The organism is Thalassotalea sp. G2M2-11 (assembly GCF_017168195.1).
GTDB lineage: Bacteria > Pseudomonadota > Gammaproteobacteria > Enterobacterales > Alteromonadaceae > Thalassotalea_E.
Window position 1 is genome coordinate 587,770 of sequence record NZ_JADNYL010000003.1, and the last position, 17,315, is coordinate 605,084.

Annotated in this window: 16 protein-coding genes and 6 tRNA genes; 4 read left to right on the top strand and 18 right to left on the bottom strand. The window is 39.4% G+C overall.

Going from position 1 to position 17,315, the window contains the following annotated elements; all coding sequences use genetic code 11:
• Positions 1-123: 123 nt before the first annotated feature.
• From IV514_RS13580 to IV514_RS13625, 10 genes are all read right to left on the bottom strand, one after another.
• A tRNA-Leu gene (locus tag IV514_RS13580) sits at positions 124-210 on the bottom strand.
• A 66-nt stretch (positions 211-276) separates the two neighbouring features.
• Positions 277-352 (bottom strand) — tRNA-Gly (locus IV514_RS13585).
• Positions 353-379: 27 nt separating this feature from the next.
• Positions 380-455 (bottom strand) — tRNA-Gly (locus IV514_RS13590).
• Between the two features lie 72 nt (positions 456-527).
• Positions 528-614: transfer RNA gene (locus IV514_RS13595), tRNA-Leu, on the bottom strand.
• 4 nt (positions 615-618) lie between these two features.
• Positions 619-692 (bottom strand) — tRNA-Cys (locus IV514_RS13600).
• A 55-nt stretch (positions 693-747) separates the two neighbouring features.
• Positions 748-823 (bottom strand) — tRNA-Gly (locus IV514_RS13605).
• 158 nt (positions 824-981) lie between these two features.
• A complete protein-coding gene (gene pgsA, locus IV514_RS13610) occupies positions 982-1,563 on the bottom strand; it encodes a CDP-diacylglycerol--glycerol-3-phosphate 3-phosphatidyltransferase (RefSeq protein ID WP_206485797.1) in 582 nt (193 codons plus the stop codon).
• Between the two features lie 122 nt (positions 1,564-1,685).
• Positions 1,686-3,524 (bottom strand): excinuclease ABC subunit UvrC, encoded by a 1,839-nt coding sequence (gene uvrC, locus IV514_RS13615; protein ID WP_206485798.1) that lies wholly within the window; start codon positions 3,522-3,524, stop codon positions 1,686-1,688.
• 14 nt (positions 3,525-3,538) lie between these two features.
• Positions 3,539-4,183 (bottom strand): UvrY/SirA/GacA family response regulator transcription factor, encoded by a 645-nt coding sequence (uvrY, locus tag IV514_RS13620; protein WP_206485799.1) that lies wholly within the window; start codon positions 4,181-4,183, stop codon positions 3,539-3,541.
• Positions 4,184-4,337: 154 nt separating this feature from the next.
• Positions 4,338-4,610, bottom strand: coding sequence for a hypothetical protein (locus IV514_RS13625; RefSeq protein ID WP_206485800.1), 273 nt, complete (start codon positions 4,608-4,610; stop codon positions 4,338-4,340).
• Positions 4,611-4,771: 161 nt separating this feature from the next.
• On the opposite strand from IV514_RS13625, the gene fabA reads away from it, so the two are divergent.
• Positions 4,772-5,287 (top strand): bifunctional 3-hydroxydecanoyl-ACP dehydratase/trans-2-decenoyl-ACP isomerase, encoded by a 516-nt coding sequence (gene fabA / locus IV514_RS13630; RefSeq protein WP_206485801.1) that lies wholly within the window; start codon positions 4,772-4,774, stop codon positions 5,285-5,287.
• Between the two features lie 149 nt (positions 5,288-5,436).
• Here the strand turns inward: fabA and IV514_RS13635 are convergent, their stop codons facing one another.
• The 5 genes from IV514_RS13635 to zwf are packed head-to-tail and all read right to left on the bottom strand — an operon-like array spanning position 5,437 to position 11,076.
• Positions 5,437-6,087 carry a bifunctional 4-hydroxy-2-oxoglutarate aldolase/2-dehydro-3-deoxy-phosphogluconate aldolase gene (locus IV514_RS13635; protein ID WP_206485802.1) on the bottom strand — a complete coding sequence of 217 codons (651 nt, stop codon included), beginning with the start codon at positions 6,085-6,087 and terminating at the stop codon, positions 5,437-5,439.
• Positions 6,088-6,096: 9 nt separating this feature from the next.
• Positions 6,097-7,074, bottom strand: coding sequence for a glucokinase (locus tag IV514_RS13640; RefSeq protein WP_206485803.1), 978 nt, complete (start codon positions 7,072-7,074; stop codon positions 6,097-6,099).
• 2 nt (positions 7,075-7,076) lie between these two features.
• Positions 7,077-8,897: a phosphogluconate dehydratase gene (gene edd / locus IV514_RS13645; RefSeq protein ID WP_206485804.1), complete on the bottom strand. Its 1,821-nt coding sequence runs from the start codon at positions 8,895-8,897 to the stop codon at positions 7,077-7,079.
• Positions 8,898-8,912: 15 nt separating this feature from the next.
• Positions 8,913-9,605 (bottom strand): 6-phosphogluconolactonase, encoded by a 693-nt coding sequence (gene pgl / locus IV514_RS13650; RefSeq protein ID WP_206485805.1) that lies wholly within the window; start codon positions 9,603-9,605, stop codon positions 8,913-8,915.
• 1 nt (position 9,606) lies between these two features.
• A complete protein-coding gene (gene zwf, locus IV514_RS13655; protein ID WP_206485806.1) occupies positions 9,607-11,076 on the bottom strand; it encodes a glucose-6-phosphate dehydrogenase in 1,470 nt (489 codons plus the stop codon).
• A 289-nt stretch (positions 11,077-11,365) separates the two neighbouring features.
• Between zwf and IV514_RS13660 the strand changes: the two genes are divergently transcribed.
• The 3 genes from IV514_RS13660 to IV514_RS13670 all read left to right on the top strand — a co-directional run bounded on the left by IV514_RS13660 (position 11,366) and on the right by IV514_RS13670 (position 14,878).
• A complete protein-coding gene (locus IV514_RS13660) occupies positions 11,366-12,214 on the top strand; it encodes a MurR/RpiR family transcriptional regulator (RefSeq protein WP_206485807.1) in 849 nt (282 codons plus the stop codon).
• Between the two features lie 43 nt (positions 12,215-12,257).
• On the top strand, positions 12,258-13,709 hold the full coding sequence (pyk, locus tag IV514_RS13665) for a pyruvate kinase (protein WP_206485808.1): 1,452 nt from the start codon (positions 12,258-12,260) through the stop codon (positions 13,707-13,709).
• Between the two features lie 173 nt (positions 13,710-13,882).
• A complete protein-coding gene (locus IV514_RS13670; RefSeq protein ID WP_206485809.1) occupies positions 13,883-14,878 on the top strand; it encodes an ATP-dependent 6-phosphofructokinase in 996 nt (331 codons plus the stop codon).
• Positions 14,879-14,890: 12 nt separating this feature from the next.
• Here the strand turns inward: IV514_RS13670 and IV514_RS13675 are convergent, their stop codons facing one another.
• The 3 genes from IV514_RS13675 to IV514_RS13685 form a co-directional block, all read right to left on the bottom strand.
• The gene (locus IV514_RS13675) at positions 14,891-15,715 is read right to left on the bottom strand and encodes a LytTR family DNA-binding domain-containing protein (protein ID WP_206485810.1); all 825 of its coding nucleotides are present in this window, start codon (positions 15,713-15,715) and stop codon (positions 14,891-14,893) included.
• Positions 15,712-16,785 (bottom strand): histidine kinase, encoded by a 1,074-nt coding sequence (locus tag IV514_RS13680; RefSeq protein ID WP_206485811.1) that lies wholly within the window; start codon positions 16,783-16,785, stop codon positions 15,712-15,714. The genes IV514_RS13675 and IV514_RS13680 overlap by 4 nt, the downstream gene beginning before the upstream one ends.
• A gap of 169 nt (positions 16,786-16,954) precedes the next feature.
• A complete protein-coding gene (locus IV514_RS13685; RefSeq protein WP_206485812.1) occupies positions 16,955-17,305 on the bottom strand; it encodes an HIT domain-containing protein in 351 nt (116 codons plus the stop codon).
• Positions 17,306-17,315: the final 10 nt, after the last annotated feature.

Here is a 17,315-nt window from a genome sequence, read left to right on the forward strand (position 1 = left end):
TTACAAATCATCACAAATAGATAAGAGATAACAATAGAAATTGTTTTATGAAAAACGTGATCGTACATCTTTAACCGACATGTTTTGGTTAAAAGCGTAATCAATGAACGTTTTGATAAATAATGGTACCCGGGGCCGGACTTGAACCGGCACGCTGTTACCAGCGAGGGATTTTAAATCCCTTGTGTCTACCAATTCCACCACCCGGGCATAAGGGAAGTTTTTTATAGTAGGTATTGGTTTGACCTACTCTCTCATTAGCGAGCCAATGAAAATTGGAGCGGCTAACGAGACTCGAACTCGTGACATTCACGTTGGCAACGTGATGCTCTACCAACTGAGCTACAGCCGCTTATTAATTTTTACCTACCTGAAAGATTGGAGCGGCTAACGAGACTCGAACTCGTGACATTCACGTTGGCAACGTGATGCTCTACCAACTGAGCTACAGCCGCATAATCGTTTTTCAGGTCGCGCATTCTAGCGCATTGTTTTTTCTAATTCAACTTCAACTCTAGCGGATGAAATGGTACCCGGGGCCGGACTTGAACCGGCACGCTGTTACCAGCGAGGGATTTTAAATCCCTTGTGTCTACCAATTCCACCACCCGGGCAGTATGGAGGCGGGTCCCGGAGTCGAACCGAGGTCCACGGATTTGCAATCCGCTGCATAGCCACTCTGCCAACCCGCCGTTTCATCAACTACGAGCTGAGTAGTATTCCTTAGAATTTTCTCTTAAAGAGAATTGGAGCGGCTAACGAGACTCGAACTCGTGACATTCACGTTGGCAACGTGATGCTCTACCAACTGAGCTACAGCCGCTTCATCTGTTGACTCCCTGTCAACTGGTGGTGCATTCTACATTGAAATATTTACGAGTCAACTATTTAATTTCATTTTTATTTTAAGTGGTTAAAAACCGTCTAAAATGATGTTTTTTTAGCTGACAACAAGCTGTTTTGCTTGGTTTTTAAACAGTATTACTCCCCTTTTAACTCTGGCCATGCCGCTTTGAAATATTCCAACATGGTCCAAACCGTTAAAATAGTTGCAATAAAATAAAACGCATAGGCAGCAAACATTAAAATTTCATGAGGAAAATGAAAGAAAATAAGTGGGATATCATAATCGGGTTGCCAAATTAAGCCCATGATACCAAGCATTTGTGCTGCAGTTTTATATTTGCCTAATTGCGAAACCGCCACTATGCTGCGTTTGCCTCGTGAAGACATAAATTCGCGCAAGCCACTAATAAAAATTTCTCGCGCAATCATCAACATTGCAGGCACCGCGATATACCAATGCTGAAAATCAACTGCAATCATGATTAATGCAGTTGCTACCATTAATTTATCAGCGACGGGATCAATAAACGCACCAAACGCGGACGATTGATTTAATTTTCTCGCTAAGTAACCATCTAAGGCATCACTGATTGAAGCTAACCAAAAAACAGCAAACGCGCCAAAATGATTCCATGAGATAGGTAAATAAAAAACAATAATAAAAACTGGGATTAAAATAATTCTAAATAAAGTTATTTGGTTTGGAATAGTCCACATATATCCACACTACATTATTAGTACATCTAGTAAATCGCTAGCAAGAAACTATTAATCACAGCCATTAAAAACTAAAAGTAAACGATATAATTGTTATATCGTTATTCTACACAGATATTGAATTAATTGTCATGTAAGGCGTCATAAATATTTTGTGCTAAAGCAGAGCTAATGCCTGGTACTTTTTCTAACGTTTTTTGATCTGCCTTAATCACTTCCTGTAATCCACCAAGATAATTCAATAATGCTTGGCGTTTTTTAGCTCCTATACCAGGAATTGACTCTAAGGTGGATGTTTTACCCACTTTTTGTCGTTTAGCCCTGTGACCTGCAATCGCAAAACGATGGGATTCATCACGAATATGCTGCACTAAATGAAGTGCGGGTGAGGTACCAGGTAGTGAAATCAATTGATGACTGCCTGCCATAATAAGCGTTTCTAAGCCAGGCTTTCGTGATTCTCCTTTGGCCACCCCCACTAATAGAGGAGTTTTATCTAGTGCAAGTTCAGCAAAAAATTGCTCCGCTTTTGCCAATTGCCCTTTACCGCCATCAATAAAGACAATATCTGGCATATTATCGCTTGAAGTCACCTTGCCATAGCGTTTATTTAAAGCAAAGGCCATAGCGGCGTAATCATCTCCAGGAGTGATGCCATGAACATTATATCGACGATAATCACTCTTTAATGGCCCTTCTTGATTGAACACCACATTTGACGCGATGGTTTGCTGCCCCATGGTATGGCTGATATCAAAACACTCGATACGATTGATGCCATTGGGTAACTCGAATACGTCATTTAATGCAGAGAACCGTGCCTGCATTGACTCTTTATGACTATTTTTACTGGCTAATGCATTCTGGGCGTTAGTATTAGCAAGTTTTAAATACTGAGTGCGCTCAGAACGTACATTGGCTGAAACTTTAACATCATGCCGTGCCTGCTCCGCCAGTAATGATGTAAGTTCTATATCAGTATCTAAAGCAAATGGCAGTACGATTTCTTTAGGAATGTTCCCCGCCGCAATATCAACAGCGAAGTAATGCTGTTCGATAAATGCAATTAACACTTCGGTGTCCTGAGTATCAATAGGAATCGTGGGGAAAAAGCTTTTGCTACCTAAAATTTTATGATCTCGGATAAACAATAAATGAATACAAACTTGCGATTGTTGACGATAAAAACCGATAACATCCATTTCTGCCGCCATGCCACTGACAAATTGCTGTTGCTGTACCTTTCGTAAGGTCGCTATTTGATCACGATATTTAGCGGCTTTTTCAAACGCCAACGATCGGCTTGCCTCTTCCATTTTAACGACAAGTTGTTCAATCACTTGAGAGTTTTTTCCGCGCAAAAACAACTTAGCTAAAGCCACTTGTTGGTGATAATCATCAACTGAAATTCGATCTACACAAGGTGCAGAACAGCGGCCTAATTGATATTGCAAACAAGGGCGACTCCGTGCCCGATAATAACTATCTTCACATTGTCGAATAGGAAATAGTTTTTGCATCAGCCTTAAGCTTTCCCAAACGGCACCCACCGTTGGATAAGGACCAAAATACTCACCTTTGACCTTCTTCCCACCTCGATGCAAGCCTAGTTTAGGGTGCTTATGATCGGTGATTAACAAGTAGGGGTATGATTTATCATCACGCAGTAAAATATTATATTTAGGCTGATATTTTTTTATGTAATTATTTTCTAAAAGCAGCGCTTCCCCTTCGGTATGGGTCACGGTGACATCTATTGCACAAATTTGTTTAACTAAAGCTTTGGTTTTATTACTGCCAACATCTTTACGAAAATAACTGGCTAAGCGCTTTTTTAACTGTTTGGCTTTACCAACATAAATCACTTTTTGCTGGTGATCATACATGCGATACACCCCTGCTTGTTGAGAAACAGAGGCTAAGAATGCTTGGTGATCAAATGAGTTTTCTGGGGTAGACAATGGTTTATTAGCGATTAAAGTTTTTCTGTTTTTAACATGCCGTGGCGTATGGCTAAATGCGTTAATTCAACATCATTACTCACACCGAGTTTTTCGAACATACGATATCGATAGCTGTTTATCGTTTTCGTACTTAATACGAGTTGTTCTGATATATCAGGAACTTTTTCACCACGAGTGATCATTAGCATAATTTGTAATTCACGCTCTGATAATGCGTTAAAAGGATTTTCATCGGCAGATTTAAATTGGCTGAGTGCCATTTGTTGGGCAATTTCAGGCGTTAAATAACGTTGGCCAGAATGAACCGCGCGAATGGCATTAACCATTTCATCAGGACCAGCGCCCTTAGTTAAATAGCCCGCCGCGCCAATTTGCATAACTTTGGTTGGGATAGGATCTTCGCAATAAACCGTTAACACGATCACCTTGACATCCGGCGCATAGCGAATAATTTTTTTCGTCGCTTCTAAGCCACCGATCCCCGGCATATTCATATCCATCAAGACAACATCCGGTTCTGTTTTACGACAAAATTGTACGGCTTCTTCACCCGTTTTTGCTTCTCCGATCACCTTAAAACCTTTGATTTCGTCAAGTATTTTTCTAATACCTGTACGTACTAATTCGTGATCATCTACTAATAAAACATTTATCAAGGGAGGCTACCTTTATTTATCTTTTTCACTAGGTGTAAACAGCAAAGAACCGATAGAATAAAACCAAACTTTACCAAACACAATCGAAATCATACCAAAGTAAATTAAAATTTTATCGCGACTTATCCGACTTATAATCAGTATAACAGATCAATTATAACTTATGTTTATTAAGCCAATTATTTAATAACCCTATTTGACCGTTTTTATAAGCAGCAAAAGTTAAGCGGATGGCATTGCTGAGTATGATGCTATCATTCCAGCCAGTTTGCTCAGCTATCATTTGATAGCACTTTTTAGCTTCAGGAGATAAATAGCCACGCATTTCCTGTTTACCTTTCTCTTTTTGCCGATCACGATATCGTTTTTGCTTTTCAGCATTACTCAATGCTTTTTTCTTTCTATTTATCAATTCATTATCAGACATAAAACACAACTAAATTCTGGTTACGTATAACCACATTTTACCGATTGTTTGCGTTAACTCAAATAAATATTAATTAATTAACTGTTCAGAGTTGTTTAGTGTACAAGTGTTCGCTAAAGTAGCGCTTTTAAAAATTTATGAAACTAGAGTAATTATTACCCATGGAACAAAAGAATTCATTTTCCAAAGAAGATTTGATTTTAGCAGGCACTACCGACTTTTTTGGTGAAGGTAACAGTAAACTGCCTTCTGATAACATGTTAATGATGGACCGTATTAACCTTATTACCGAAGAAGGTGGTTTATTTGATAAGGGTGAAATTATCGCAGAGCTCGATATTACTCCAGATTTATGGTTTTTTGACTGTCACTTTAAAGGTGATCCGGTAATGCCTGGATGTTTAGGTTTAGACGCTATGTGGCAACTGGTTGGCTTTTATCTCGCATGGGCAGGTGGTCCAGGTCGTGGACGTGCTTTAGGTGTTGGTGAAGTTAAATTTACCGGTCAAATCTTACCAACCTCGAAAAAAGTAACTTATAAAATCGATTTAAAACGTGTTATCAAGCGTAAATTGTTTATGGGTATTGCTGATGGTACAGTCAGCGTCGATGGTAAAGTGATCTACACAGCAAAAGATTTGAAAGTGGGCCTATTTACCGATACGTCTTCGTTCTAACTAGTTCAAATACGCTCTATCACAAAGCTCAGCCGTTAATTATAGTCAATATAATTAACGGCTGATTTGTTTCTAAGCAAGCCATAGTTACACAAAAAAAGCACAAGGGTTACTTGTGCTTTTCATTGTCTAACCCTGTTATTTTACGCTTACGACTTGATATGCGTTAGTGCTTGTTGAGTTAGTTGAGTAATTTTAGACCAGTCTTTTTGTGCAACAATATCATCTGAGACTAACCAAGAACCACCACAACACATGACATTTTTTAGTGCAAGATAATTGTTAATATTGTTTATGTTAATGCCGCCAGTAGGACAAAAACGTATATCTGGGAACGGACCACCAATTGACTGGATCGCTTTTACACCACCAGATGCTTCTGCAGGAAAGAATTTAAAATGATCATAACCGTAATCAATACCATCCATTAATTCAGAAATTGATGAAATACCAGGAATTAATGCTACATTCCCTTCATTACCTGCTTGTAATAAATCTTTTGTTAAACCGGGGCTGATAGCAAATTTAGCCCCCGCATCGGCTGAACGTTGAAGTAATTCTCTATTTGTTACCGTTCCTGCGCCTACTACTGCTTCTGGTAGTTCTTTGGCAATAGTTCGGATCACATCAAGTGCGGCAGGCGTTCTTAAAGTGACTTCTAACACTTTCACATCGGCAGCAAGTAAAGCTTCTGCTATCGGCAACGCATCTTCAACGTCTTTAATAACTAACACAGGCACGAGTGGTCCCATCGCGAAAAGGTCTTGCGGCATAACTTGCCATTTCTTAGTTAGGGTCATAATTTCTTTTTATCCTAGATGTTGAAGATTATGTTGGCGAAGGTAAGCCGAAGCACCCAAAATGCCGGGTTGTGATTCAGTAATAACGTAAGTTGGAATGTTTTGATTAAAGTCTTCGAAGCGCCCTTTGCTTTCAAAGCGGCTTCTAAATTCACTTTGTTCAATAAACTCTATAAACCTTGGAACTATGCCACCAGCAATGTACACCCCGCCAAAACTGGCAAGAGTTAATGCTAGATTGCCAGCAAAACTTCCTAAAATACTACAAAATTGTGCTAATGATTGCTGACAAAGCTGACATTCTTTTGTCAATGCTTTAGCGGAAATGTCTTTAGCCGTGAGTTGAGGTAACTGAGCGTTATAAATGTGGTTCAATGCTTGATAAATCTGCTCTAAACCTAAACCAGATAACAGCTGTTCATAAGAAACATGCTCATATTTAGTAAACAAGAAAGCCAGTATTTCACTTTCAATTTTATTGACAGGGGCAAAGTCAACATGCCCTCCTTCACCACCTAATGCATGCCAATGCTCACCAATAGCCAAAGCATTAGCGACACCAAGGCCAGTGCCAGGACCACAAATAGAAATAGGTTTGCCTGCTACTGCCTTACCACCACCAATTTTCACTTTTTGGTTATCTTTAAGATGAGGAATGGCGTGAGCAATGGCTGTGTAATCATTGATCAACACCAGCTTATTAAGGTTTAACTCTTGTTTAAGCTCTCTTTTAGAAAAGCGCCAAGGCAAGTTTGTCATTGAGATCCAGTCATTTTCGACCGGACAAGCAATTGCTAAACAAGCATTAATGGTTGCATTGCTTAAACCTACTTCTTCAATATAGGTTTTTAATACGGCTGATAAACTCTCATACTCAGCGCATTGATACACTTTAATGTTGCCTGCGGCTTCTTCATTAGCAAAATAACCAAGGCGAATATTAGTGCCGCCAATATCAGCTACAATATTAACAATAGTATGTGACATGGTTATTCTTGACCCTCAAATAACGAACAAGCACCCGTATTTGCCGAGCTTAAATTGTTACGCATAAAACCGAAGAGCTCTCGACCCATGCCCTGGTGATGTCCATTGACATTAAATTGTGCATTTTCACGCTGCGCTAACTCTTGCTGATCAACTAACAAAGTTAACTGACCAGATTCACCATCGACTAACATCATATCGCCTGTTTTTACTTTAGCGATCAAACCGCCATCAAGTGCTTCAGGAGATAAATGAATAGCAGCAGGTACTTTACCTGATGCACCAGACATACGACCATCGGTAACCAACGCAACTTTAAAGCCTTTATCCTGTAACACACCTAATGGTGGCGTTAATTTATGTAATTCAGGCATGCCCCGTGCTTTAGGTCCTTGAAATCGAACCACAGCAACAAAATCTTTTTCTAATTCACCCGCTTTAAACGCCGTTTCAAGTTCATGTTGATCTTCAAAAACAACCGCTGGTGCCTTAATAACAGTGCTGCCTTCACGTAACGATGATGTTTTAAGCACCGACACACCTAAATTACCTTTAAGTACTTTTAAGCCGCCATCTGCTTTAAACGGAGCATCAACTGTCGCAATAACTTCTGGATCGCCTGACACATCGACACTATCAACCCACTGTAATTTTCCATCAACCAGTTCTGGCTGTTTGGTGTAACGATTTAGACCATGGCCGCAGACAGTATCGACGTCTTCATGAAGTAAACCAGCCCCAAGCAACTGTTTAAATAATAACGCCATACCACCAGCCTGTTGGAAGTGATTAATATCAGCAGAACCATTAGGGTAAATACGGGTAATTAACGGCACAGCATCAGATAAATCATTAAAATCTTGGAAATTAATGATGATGCCTGCAGCTCTTGCAAATGCTATTATGTGCATGGTTAAGTTAGTTGAACCACCGGTTGCTAATAATGCCACGATGGCATTAACAATAGATTTTTCAGTGATCATTTTGCCGGCAGGCATGTAGTTACCAGATTGTTGCGTTAAACGGGTAACCTGACGCGCAGCAGCTTTAGTCAATTCTTCTCTCAATGGGGTATTAGGTGAGACAAATGATGCACCTGGTAAGTGTAACCCCATCACTTCAACCACCAATTGGTTAGAGTTGGCTGTGCCAAAGAAAGTACAAGTGCCAGGCGCATGATATGAAGCTGATTCAGCTTCTAATAATTTATCTTCGCCAATTTCACCTTTAGCAAATTGTTGACGAACACGAGCTTTCTCTTTATTAGGGATCCCTGAAGGCATCGGGCCGGCTGGCACAAAAACGGTTGGTAAGTGGCCAAATGTCATGGTAGCAATTAGTAAACCAGGGACAATTTTATCACAAATCCCAAGCATTAATGCGCCGTCAAACATGTTATGTGATAACGCAACAGCGCTTGACATTGCAATAACATCTCGACTCATTAAGCTCAAATCCATACCAGGCTGACCTTGCGTGACACCATCACACATTGCAGGTACACCACCAGCAAATTGGGCAACCCCGCCTGTTTCACGTACGGCTTCTTTAATCACTTCAGGATAAGTTTCATAAGGTTGATGCGCAGACAACATGTCATTATAGGCAGACACAATAGCCACATCAGAATGGTTAATACCACGTAAAACATCTTTATCCGATTTACCACAAGCAGCAAAACCATGAGCTAAATTACCACAAGATAAACTCGCACGATGGACAGTTTGAGACTTAGCAGCATCAATTTTAGCCAAATATGCTTGGCGTGATGCTTTACTTCGTTCAACAATACGCTCCGTGATTGCTACTATTTGTTGATTCATTTTATTCGCCATAAGTTACTCCGCCCAAAATACTTGGGTATTAATTACTGGATCATGAAGAAATGCTCGAATAGGCATAGCTTTGATATCACTGTTGGCACAAGCTTGTTCAAGTACCGCTTTTTTGCTGTCACCACTAATATGTAAAAAGGTGTTTTTACTTTGCTTTAACGCATTGAAACTAAAAGTAATGCGATCATGTGGTGCCGTTGTTGGTACGACTTTCAATAATGAAGGACAATCAGCTGAAAGTGCCTGATTAATTTGTTCGCTACAAGGGAATAACGATGCCGTATGCCCGTCTTCTCCCATACCTAAAATGAGAACGTCAAACGGTAACAGGGCTGAATCAGCGGCTAAATTCAAATCAGCAAGTGTTTCTTCTGATAATTCTTCCCCTTGTTTTAAGTGAAAAAATTTCGCGTTAACAGCTTGGTTTTGTAATAAATTTTCGTGAACTAATCGGGTATTACTGCTGTCACTATCAATATCCACCCAGCGTTCATCCGCTAACGTAATGGTAATATCAGCCCAAGGCAGTGCTTTTTGTGACAATTCGGTAAAAAAACCTTTTGGCGTTGAGCCGCCAGAAACAGCGATACTCGCTTTACCTTTCATATTCACTGCATCGGTTAAAATCGCAGCAACTTTATCAGACAATGCAGTATCTAATTCACTGCGCTGAGAAAATTCATTTAATTGATACATATTATTCTACCCATTGGCGATCATCACGCGCGATTAAAGCAATTGAAGAAACAGGTCCCCATGAACCAGCAGGATAAGATTTAGGCGGCTCATTCGTGGCTTGCCATGCTTCAATAATGCTATCCGCCCATTGCCAAGCAGCTTCAACTTCATCACGGCTAACAAATAATGACTGATTACCATTAATCACTTCGAGCATTAAACGTTCATAAGCATCAACAACACGTTGATTATCGTAAGTATCAGAAAAGCTAAGATCGAGTTTGTTTTCATGAAGATTCATCTGGTTAGCAATACCGGGGATTTTATTCATCATTTGCAGCTCAACCCCTTCATCGGGCTGGAGACGAATTGTCAATTTATTTGCAGGTAGATCGGCATAACTATCTTTGAAAATATTGTGAGGTTGCTCTTTAAAATGAACAACAATTTCGCTGTGCTTCGCTGGCATTCTTTTACCTGTGCGTAAGTAGAAAGGTACACCTTTCCAACGCCAGTTATCAATTTCAGCTTTAATTGCAACAAAGGTTTCGGTATTACTGTTTGCTTTCGCACCATCTTCATTCAAATAGCCAGGTACGGCACTTCCATTTAAAAAACCATCGGCATATTGGCCACGCACAGTTTTTTCTTTAACGTTTGAACGATCAATGGGGACTAAGGCTTTAACAGCTTTAAGTTTTTCGGCGCGAATACTCTCAGCACTTAAATCAGCAGGAGGCTCCATCGCAAGTAAAGACAGAATTTGCAGTAAATGATTTTGCACCATATCACGCATTTGACCAGCATCATCATAAAAGCCCCAACGGCCTTCAATACCGACACTTTCTGCAACCGTTATCTGAATATGATCAATAGAGTTACGATCCCAATTATTAGTTAATAACGAGTTAGCAAAACGTAATACCAGTAGATTAAGGACTGTTTCTTTACCTAAATAATGATCAATACGATAGATCTGATTTTCTTTAAAGTGCTTTGACACTTGATCATTAATCACTTTTGATGATTCAAGGCTATGGCCAATAGGTTTTTCCATCACCACTCGTACATCGTCAGTGATCAGCCCTGCCGCATGTAAACCATCAGACATATCACCATAAATAGCTGGCGGTGTTGAATAATAAAAAACACGGGTTTGATGCCCTTCCGCTAAAGTATCTGCCAATTTGCTATAGGCGGCTAAATCCTTAAAATCGAGTTGCTGATACACCAGTCGGCTGAGGAATCGAGCAAGGGTTTCTTTGTCGAGTCCCTCTTTAACAAAGTTAGTTAAATTCTCTTCTACTAACGCGATTAACTCTGTTAAAGGTAAATCTTGACGAGCTACGGCAACAATGCGGCTTTCTTGATGTAACAACCCAACATGGTCTAACTGATAGAGTGCAGGAAGTAATTTACGGCGAGACAAGTCACCTAAAGCACCAAAAATAACGAATTCACTTGCAGACTGATAATCAGAGTTTTTCATAAGAAGTATTCTCTTGTTTCTAATCTTTTTATTGTAACTAAACTACATTTACAACTAATTTATCGCGTGTGAACCACGCAGTAAAGTGTTTTTTGTAATTTTACTACAATTAATTAAACTTAACGGTTATAAAGTATAATTTAAAAATAAAGTGCACAATATAGTATTAAACATTTGCAAAAAAATGCCATTTTGATTTATATTGTATGAAAAATGAAATAAATTTTCATTTTCTCTTTCATGTTAGAGAAAAAAAATTACAGTTAATAAAAAGATCTAGGGTTAAAATATGAATATTTTAGAAAAGATTGCCAATGAACTAGACACATTTAGTAAATCAGAGCGCAAAGTTGCCGAAGTCATTCTAGCACAGCCGAGTACTGTTATTCATGCAAGTATTGCCGCATTAGCAAAGCAGGCCAATATCAGTGAGCCTACTGTCAACCGCTTTTGTCGTCGCTTAGATACTAAAGGATATCCCGACTTTAAATTACACCTAGCGCAAAGTCTTGCAAATGGTACACCTTATGTAAATCGCCACGTCGATGAAAGTGATACTGCAGATGAATATACCGCAAAAATTTTCGAATCGACTATGGCAAGCCTTGAATTAGCCCGTAAAAGTTTAAACACGGCAACAATTAACCGTTCGGTTGATTTGTTGACACAAGCCAATAAGATTTCTTTTTTCGGATTAGGCGCTTCAGCCGTTGTGGCACATGATGCCTTGAATAAGTTTTTCCGCTTTAATGTGCCGGTCGTCTATTTTGATGATGTATTAATGCAGCGTATGAGTGCGATTAACAGCCAGCAGGGAGATGTTGTTGTCGTTATCTCACATACAGGCCGAACTAAATCATTAGTGGAAGTAGCCAGTTTAGCTAAAGAAAATGATGCAACGGTTATCGGCATTACCACAGAAGGCACTCCCCTCGCGAAAGAATGTAACATTGTGCTATCTGTAGACGTTGCAGAAGATACCGATCTTTATATGCCAATGTCCTCTCGCATTGCGCAACTAACTCTAATCGACATATTAGCCACAGGCTTTACTTTACGTCGTGGTACCAAATTTAGAGATAACCTGAAAAAAGTGAAAGATAGTTTACGAAGCTCACGATTTGAGCGCAAAGAATAGCAATACCATTACTTAATAATTTAGTTAAATACTAAGGATTAAAATGCCTAGAAGAACGAAGATAGTTGCGACATTAGGCCCAGCAACTGAAGATAGAGAAACCTTGAAACAAGTGCTTGCAGCCGGCGTGAATGTTGTTCGCCTTAACTTTTCACATGGCAATGCGGAAGATCATATTCAACGTGCTAAAACTGTACGTGAGTTAGCAAAAGAACTAGGAATCTACGTAGGTATTTTGGGAGACTTACAAGGGCCAAAAATTCGGGTGTCTACTTTTAAAGATGGTCCGATCACATTAGCCGTTGGCGATAAATTTGAATTAGATGCCAGTTTACCCAAAGGTGAAGGTTGCCAAGAGAAAGTAGGTATTGATTATAAAAACTTACCAAAAGATGTCACAGCGGGTGATATTCTTTTACTTGATGACGGTCGTGTACAATTAAAAGTACTGAGCACCGACGGTACATCCGTGTTCACTGAAGTTACGGTAGGTGGACCTTTATCCAACAATAAAGGGATCAACCGTCAAGGGGGAGGATTAACTGCTCCAGCATTAACCACCAAAGATAAAGAAGACATCAAAACGGCGGCAAAAATTAATGTTGATTTTCTTGCGGTTTCATTCCCAAGAGATGCTGCCGATATGCGTGAAGCACGATTGCTTGCACAAGAAGCAGGTTGTGATGCCCGTTTAGTCTCTAAAATCGAGCGTGCTGAAGCTGTTAATGATGACAAGGTATTAGACGATATTATTCTTGCCTCTGATGTTGTTATGGTAGCTCGTGGCGATTTAGGCGTTGAGATTGGTGATGCAGCACTGGTTGGTAAGCAAAAACACATTATTGCTCGTTCTCGTCAATTAAACCGAGTGGTGATCACTGCCACACAAATGATGGAAACGATGATCACTCAACCTATGCCAACACGTGCAGAGGTAATGGATGTTTCAAATGCCGTATTAGATGGTACAGATGCAGTGATGTTGTCTGCTGAAACAGCAGCAGGTAAATACCCTGTTGAAACTGTCAAGGCAATGTCAGAAGTATGTCTTGGTGCTGAAACACATCGCTCAGTCAATACCTCAAGACATAGAATTGAGCTCATGTTTTCGGAAGTTTCTGAAACTATCGCATTATCAGCAATGTATGCAGCGAACCACTTAAATGGTGTTAAAGCCATTATTGCGTTAACCGAATCTGGTCATACAGCAAAACTGATGTCACGAATTACTTCAGGCTTACCGATTTATTCATTGTCACGCCATGATAAAACCTTAAGCAAAAGTGCCATCTACCGTGGTGTTTACCCTATTGCATTTGATTCAACTTCAAGCAACCATGATAGCTTGGCTCAAGATGTTTTACATGCAGTCGTCAGTAATACCTCTTTAGTTGCTGGCGATAAAGTCATCTTCACTCATGGTGATTTAATGGAAACAGTCGGCGCTACTAATACATTGAAAATTTTGACTGTTGAGAAGTCGCACTTAAAATAACTACGGCTTATCATCGCAATTAAAGGCGGCTTCGGTCGCCTTTTTTATTAGTCAATCATCAAGAAATTTGCATCACAAACAGACTTCTTTGACTGTCAAATAATTAAGCATTGGTATAAGCTATTGCTGACTTTAATAGTGTTGATAACACATCAATCTAATGGAGAACTTTGGTGACAAAACGCATAGCTTTATTAACCAGTGGTGGCGATGCACCTGGTATGAACGCAGCAATTCGTGCCGTTGTATTAACAGCACAGCATTATCACATGCAAGTATTAGGTTTTCACCACGGTTACAACGGTCTACTCAATAATGAATTTACCCAATTATCTCTCTCTGACATCAATGGCATCATTCACCGAGGGGGCACCATTTTAAAAAGTGCACGTTGTAAAGACATGCGCAGTGACTTGGGGTTAAAACAAGCTGCCAATGTGTTATTTAAAAACAAAATTGATGCACTGATCGTGATAGGTGGTGATGGTTCATTCAATGGGCTTATTGCCTTAAAGCAGTTTTGGTCAGGACAGATGATCGGCATCCCTGGTACCATTGATAATGATATTGACGGTACCGATAATACTATCGGCTTTGCTACCGCAGTAAATACGGCGATTGACGCCATTGATAAAATACGCGATACCGCTGACGCCTTTGATCGTGTTTTTCTTGTAGAACTGATGGGGCGAAAAAGTGGGCACATTACCTTTAATGTGGGAATATCGTGCGCCGCTGAACAAGTATTATCGTTTGAAAACTTTCAAATAAATGATGAAAAGCAAGTTTTAAATAAAATTGCAGCACAAATTAAAGCCGCACAGCAAGAGCGTCATAAAAGTTATTTGATCGTCATAGCAGAAAATTTATGGCCTAACGGCTCTCAGGCATTGGCAGATGGTCTAAGTCAGTTAACAGGTATTGATTGCCCATTATGTACCTTAGGTTATATTCAGCGTGGCGGCTCACCTGTAGCCAAAGATAGATTACTTGCTACGCGTATGGGAGTCGCATCAATTCAAGCCATTGTCGATGATAAAACAGATATGATGATCGGGGAGCAAAATAACACCATGAGCTTAGTCGCATTAACACAAGCCATTAAACATGAAAAACGGGTAAGCCAAGCTCTTGTTGATGCACAAGAAAATATCTTAGCATTAAACTGACACTATACTTGCTTACGCAGTTACGGCTTGTTTCACCCTGTCTTTATAACTACGGCTGACTTTTAATTCTTTACCATTTTTAAGAACTAAATAGTACTCGCCATTGAGTTGACTACAAAACTTATCAACATAATGTTTGTTAACGATTGTTGAACGGTGACTGCGAATAAATAACTGAGGATCTAACGTTTCTTCTAACTCTTTCATGGTTTTTCGTAAAATATGAGTATTAGCGCTGGTATGCACACACATATAATCACCAGCAGCATCAATCCAAATAATTTCTTTCACTGGTACCCTGCTCACTTCACCAGCATCTTTAATCGCCAGAACATCTGAATAATTCGAGTAATTGGTTAACTTATTGGCGGCTAAGTCTTGTAAAATCTCTTCACAGTCATTGCCTGTCACATCACTGACAAGCTTAACTAACTGCTCTTTATGTAATAAATTTTCTTCACTTTGAATTTTTTCACGTATTTTATCAATCGCTTGTGATAAACGCTCATCATCGACCGGTTTCAATAGATAATCAAACGCATGCACATCAAACGCTTTTAACGCATACTGATCATAAGCGGTTACAAAAACCACCATCGGCATGGATAAACCTTGCTCAATAATGGACTGCACAACTTCGAAACCATCTAGACCAGGCATTTGAATATCTAAAAATATCAAATCTGGCTGATATGCTCTTATTGCCTCTATTGCTTCCCTGCCATTACCACATTGAGCTATCACATTAATGTCATCATGGGCTTGCAAACGAATGGCTAAACCTTTACGAGCTAACGCTTCATCATCAACAATTATGGTTGATAACACTTTACTCATGATACTGTTCCGATTTCAAATGGGATCCTAATATTTACTTTAACACCTTTTGGCTCATTATTGGCAACCACTAATGAATAGTTATTTTTATACATAGCCTCTAATCGTTCACGAGTATTGACTAAACCAACACCACTTTCACGATGTAAATTACCATTAACAATTTCAGCCCCAGGGCCATTATCAGCTAATGCAATTAATAAATCATGACCAAATTTATCCACACTGATGTTAATAACTCCGCCTTGCTCTTGCACTGCAATCGCATATTTAATGGCATTTTCAGCTATAGGCTGCAAGATCATACTTGGTACAAGCGCCTGCTCACAGCCCTTTGCCACATGGTAATTAACCTGTAAACGTTCTTCAAAGCGCACTTTTTCAATGTCTAAGTATAACCGTAATGCTTGTAACTCACTTTCTAGCGACACTTTTTTCATCGGATCTTTATCTAAAGAGTAGCGTAAAAACTCACTGAGTTTTGTCACCATAGCATTGGCGGTATCGTTTTCTTTGACCAGCACTAAGGTAGAAATTGCATTTAAGGTATTGAATAAAAAATGCGGATTTAACTGATATCGTAGCATCTTCAGTTGAGCCTGATGAGCAACAGTATTGGCTTTAAGCACATTTTGACGCTCTCTTTGCAGCATTTGATAATATTTAGTACCGAAATACAACACACTCCAGCTCAACATAATAGACACTGAAAAAAGGCCATTTTTAGTATAAAAAATCAATTTTTCAGGTCGATAGCCGTGCTTATAGATTTCCCAGTAATTAATGTTCTGTACCACTTGCCAGAGCAAGCCAGTAATGGCGGAGCTAAATAAGACATAAAGCGCTATTTGTAACGGGGTATGGTTCCAAATATGACGATATATGTACCGTAAAGGAATACTGAATAACCAACCTGCGTAAGCGTTAAGAAAGATGATAATGACAAATATATCTCTTAAATCATGTAATAATGAGCTCAGATAATATACTAAGGCGAAGCCAAACCAACCCGCGGTATGAACAAACCAAAATAAGTTGCTTTTATCTTCTAATATTTTTGTCCACTTCACAAAAAATACCGATAGACTGATAATAAATGATAAGTATGAATGAGCATTAACCAGAGTGCATTACCACTAAGCTTATCTAATTAACGTTTTGTCTCATTTATCTTTACCGCTAGTTCGTCAGTTAACACTACTGTCACATGTGTGCTAACCGACGGAGTAGGAAAACAACTTAAAGATTCAGCATTTTCCCTAAAGGCTGTCCACCCACTAAATGCATATGAATGTGATACACTTCTTGCCCACCATGTTGATTGCAATTCATGATCAAACGGTAGCCATTTTCATCAATGCCCTCTTGCTTTGCTAACTGCTTAGCAACCGTAAACATTCTCCCCATGGTAAGTTCATCATCTTGTTCAAGATCATTAACCGTTGGGATCAATTTATTTGGCACGATAAGAATATGACTCTCAGCTTGTGGCGCTATATCTCTAAACGCGGTAACTAAGTCATCTTGATACAATAAAGGTGTTGGGATCTCTTGTCGTATTATTTTTGAAAAAATTGTTTCTTCTGCCATGAGTCACTCA

Bases quoted from the DNA above. Each gene is read 5' to 3' on its own strand.
- zwf (WP_206485806.1), bottom strand. From the start codon at position 11,076: ATGAAAAACTCTGATTATCAGTCTGCAAGTGAATTCGTTATTTTTGGT.
- pgsA (WP_206485797.1), bottom strand. From the start codon at position 1,563: ATGTGGACTATTCCAAACCAAATAACTTTATTTAGAATTATTTTAATC.
- IV514_RS13675 (WP_206485810.1), bottom strand. From the start codon at position 15,715: ATGAGTAAAGTGTTATCAACCATAATTGTTGATGATGAAGCGTTAGCT.
- IV514_RS13625 (WP_206485800.1), bottom strand. From the start codon at position 4,610: ATGTCTGATAATGAATTGATAAATAGAAAGAAAAAAGCATTGAGTAAT.
- IV514_RS13685 (WP_206485812.1), bottom strand. From the start codon at position 17,305: ATGGCAGAAGAAACAATTTTTTCAAAAATAATACGACAAGAGATCCCA.
- pyk (WP_206485808.1), top strand. From the start codon at position 12,258: ATGCCTAGAAGAACGAAGATAGTTGCGACATTAGGCCCAGCAACTGAA.
- fabA (WP_206485801.1), top strand. From the start codon at position 4,772: ATGGAACAAAAGAATTCATTTTCCAAAGAAGATTTGATTTTAGCAGGC.
- pgl (WP_206485805.1), bottom strand. From the start codon at position 9,605: ATGTATCAATTAAATGAATTTTCTCAGCGCAGTGAATTAGATACTGCA.
- edd (WP_206485804.1), bottom strand. From the start codon at position 8,897: ATGAATCAACAAATAGTAGCAATCACGGAGCGTATTGTTGAACGAAGT.
- IV514_RS13640 (WP_206485803.1), bottom strand. From the start codon at position 7,074: ATGTCACATACTATTGTTAATATTGTAGCTGATATTGGCGGCACTAAT.
- IV514_RS13635 (WP_206485802.1), bottom strand. From the start codon at position 6,087: ATGACCCTAACTAAGAAATGGCAAGTTATGCCGCAAGACCTTTTCGCG.
- IV514_RS13660 (WP_206485807.1), top strand. From the start codon at position 11,366: ATGAATATTTTAGAAAAGATTGCCAATGAACTAGACACATTTAGTAAA.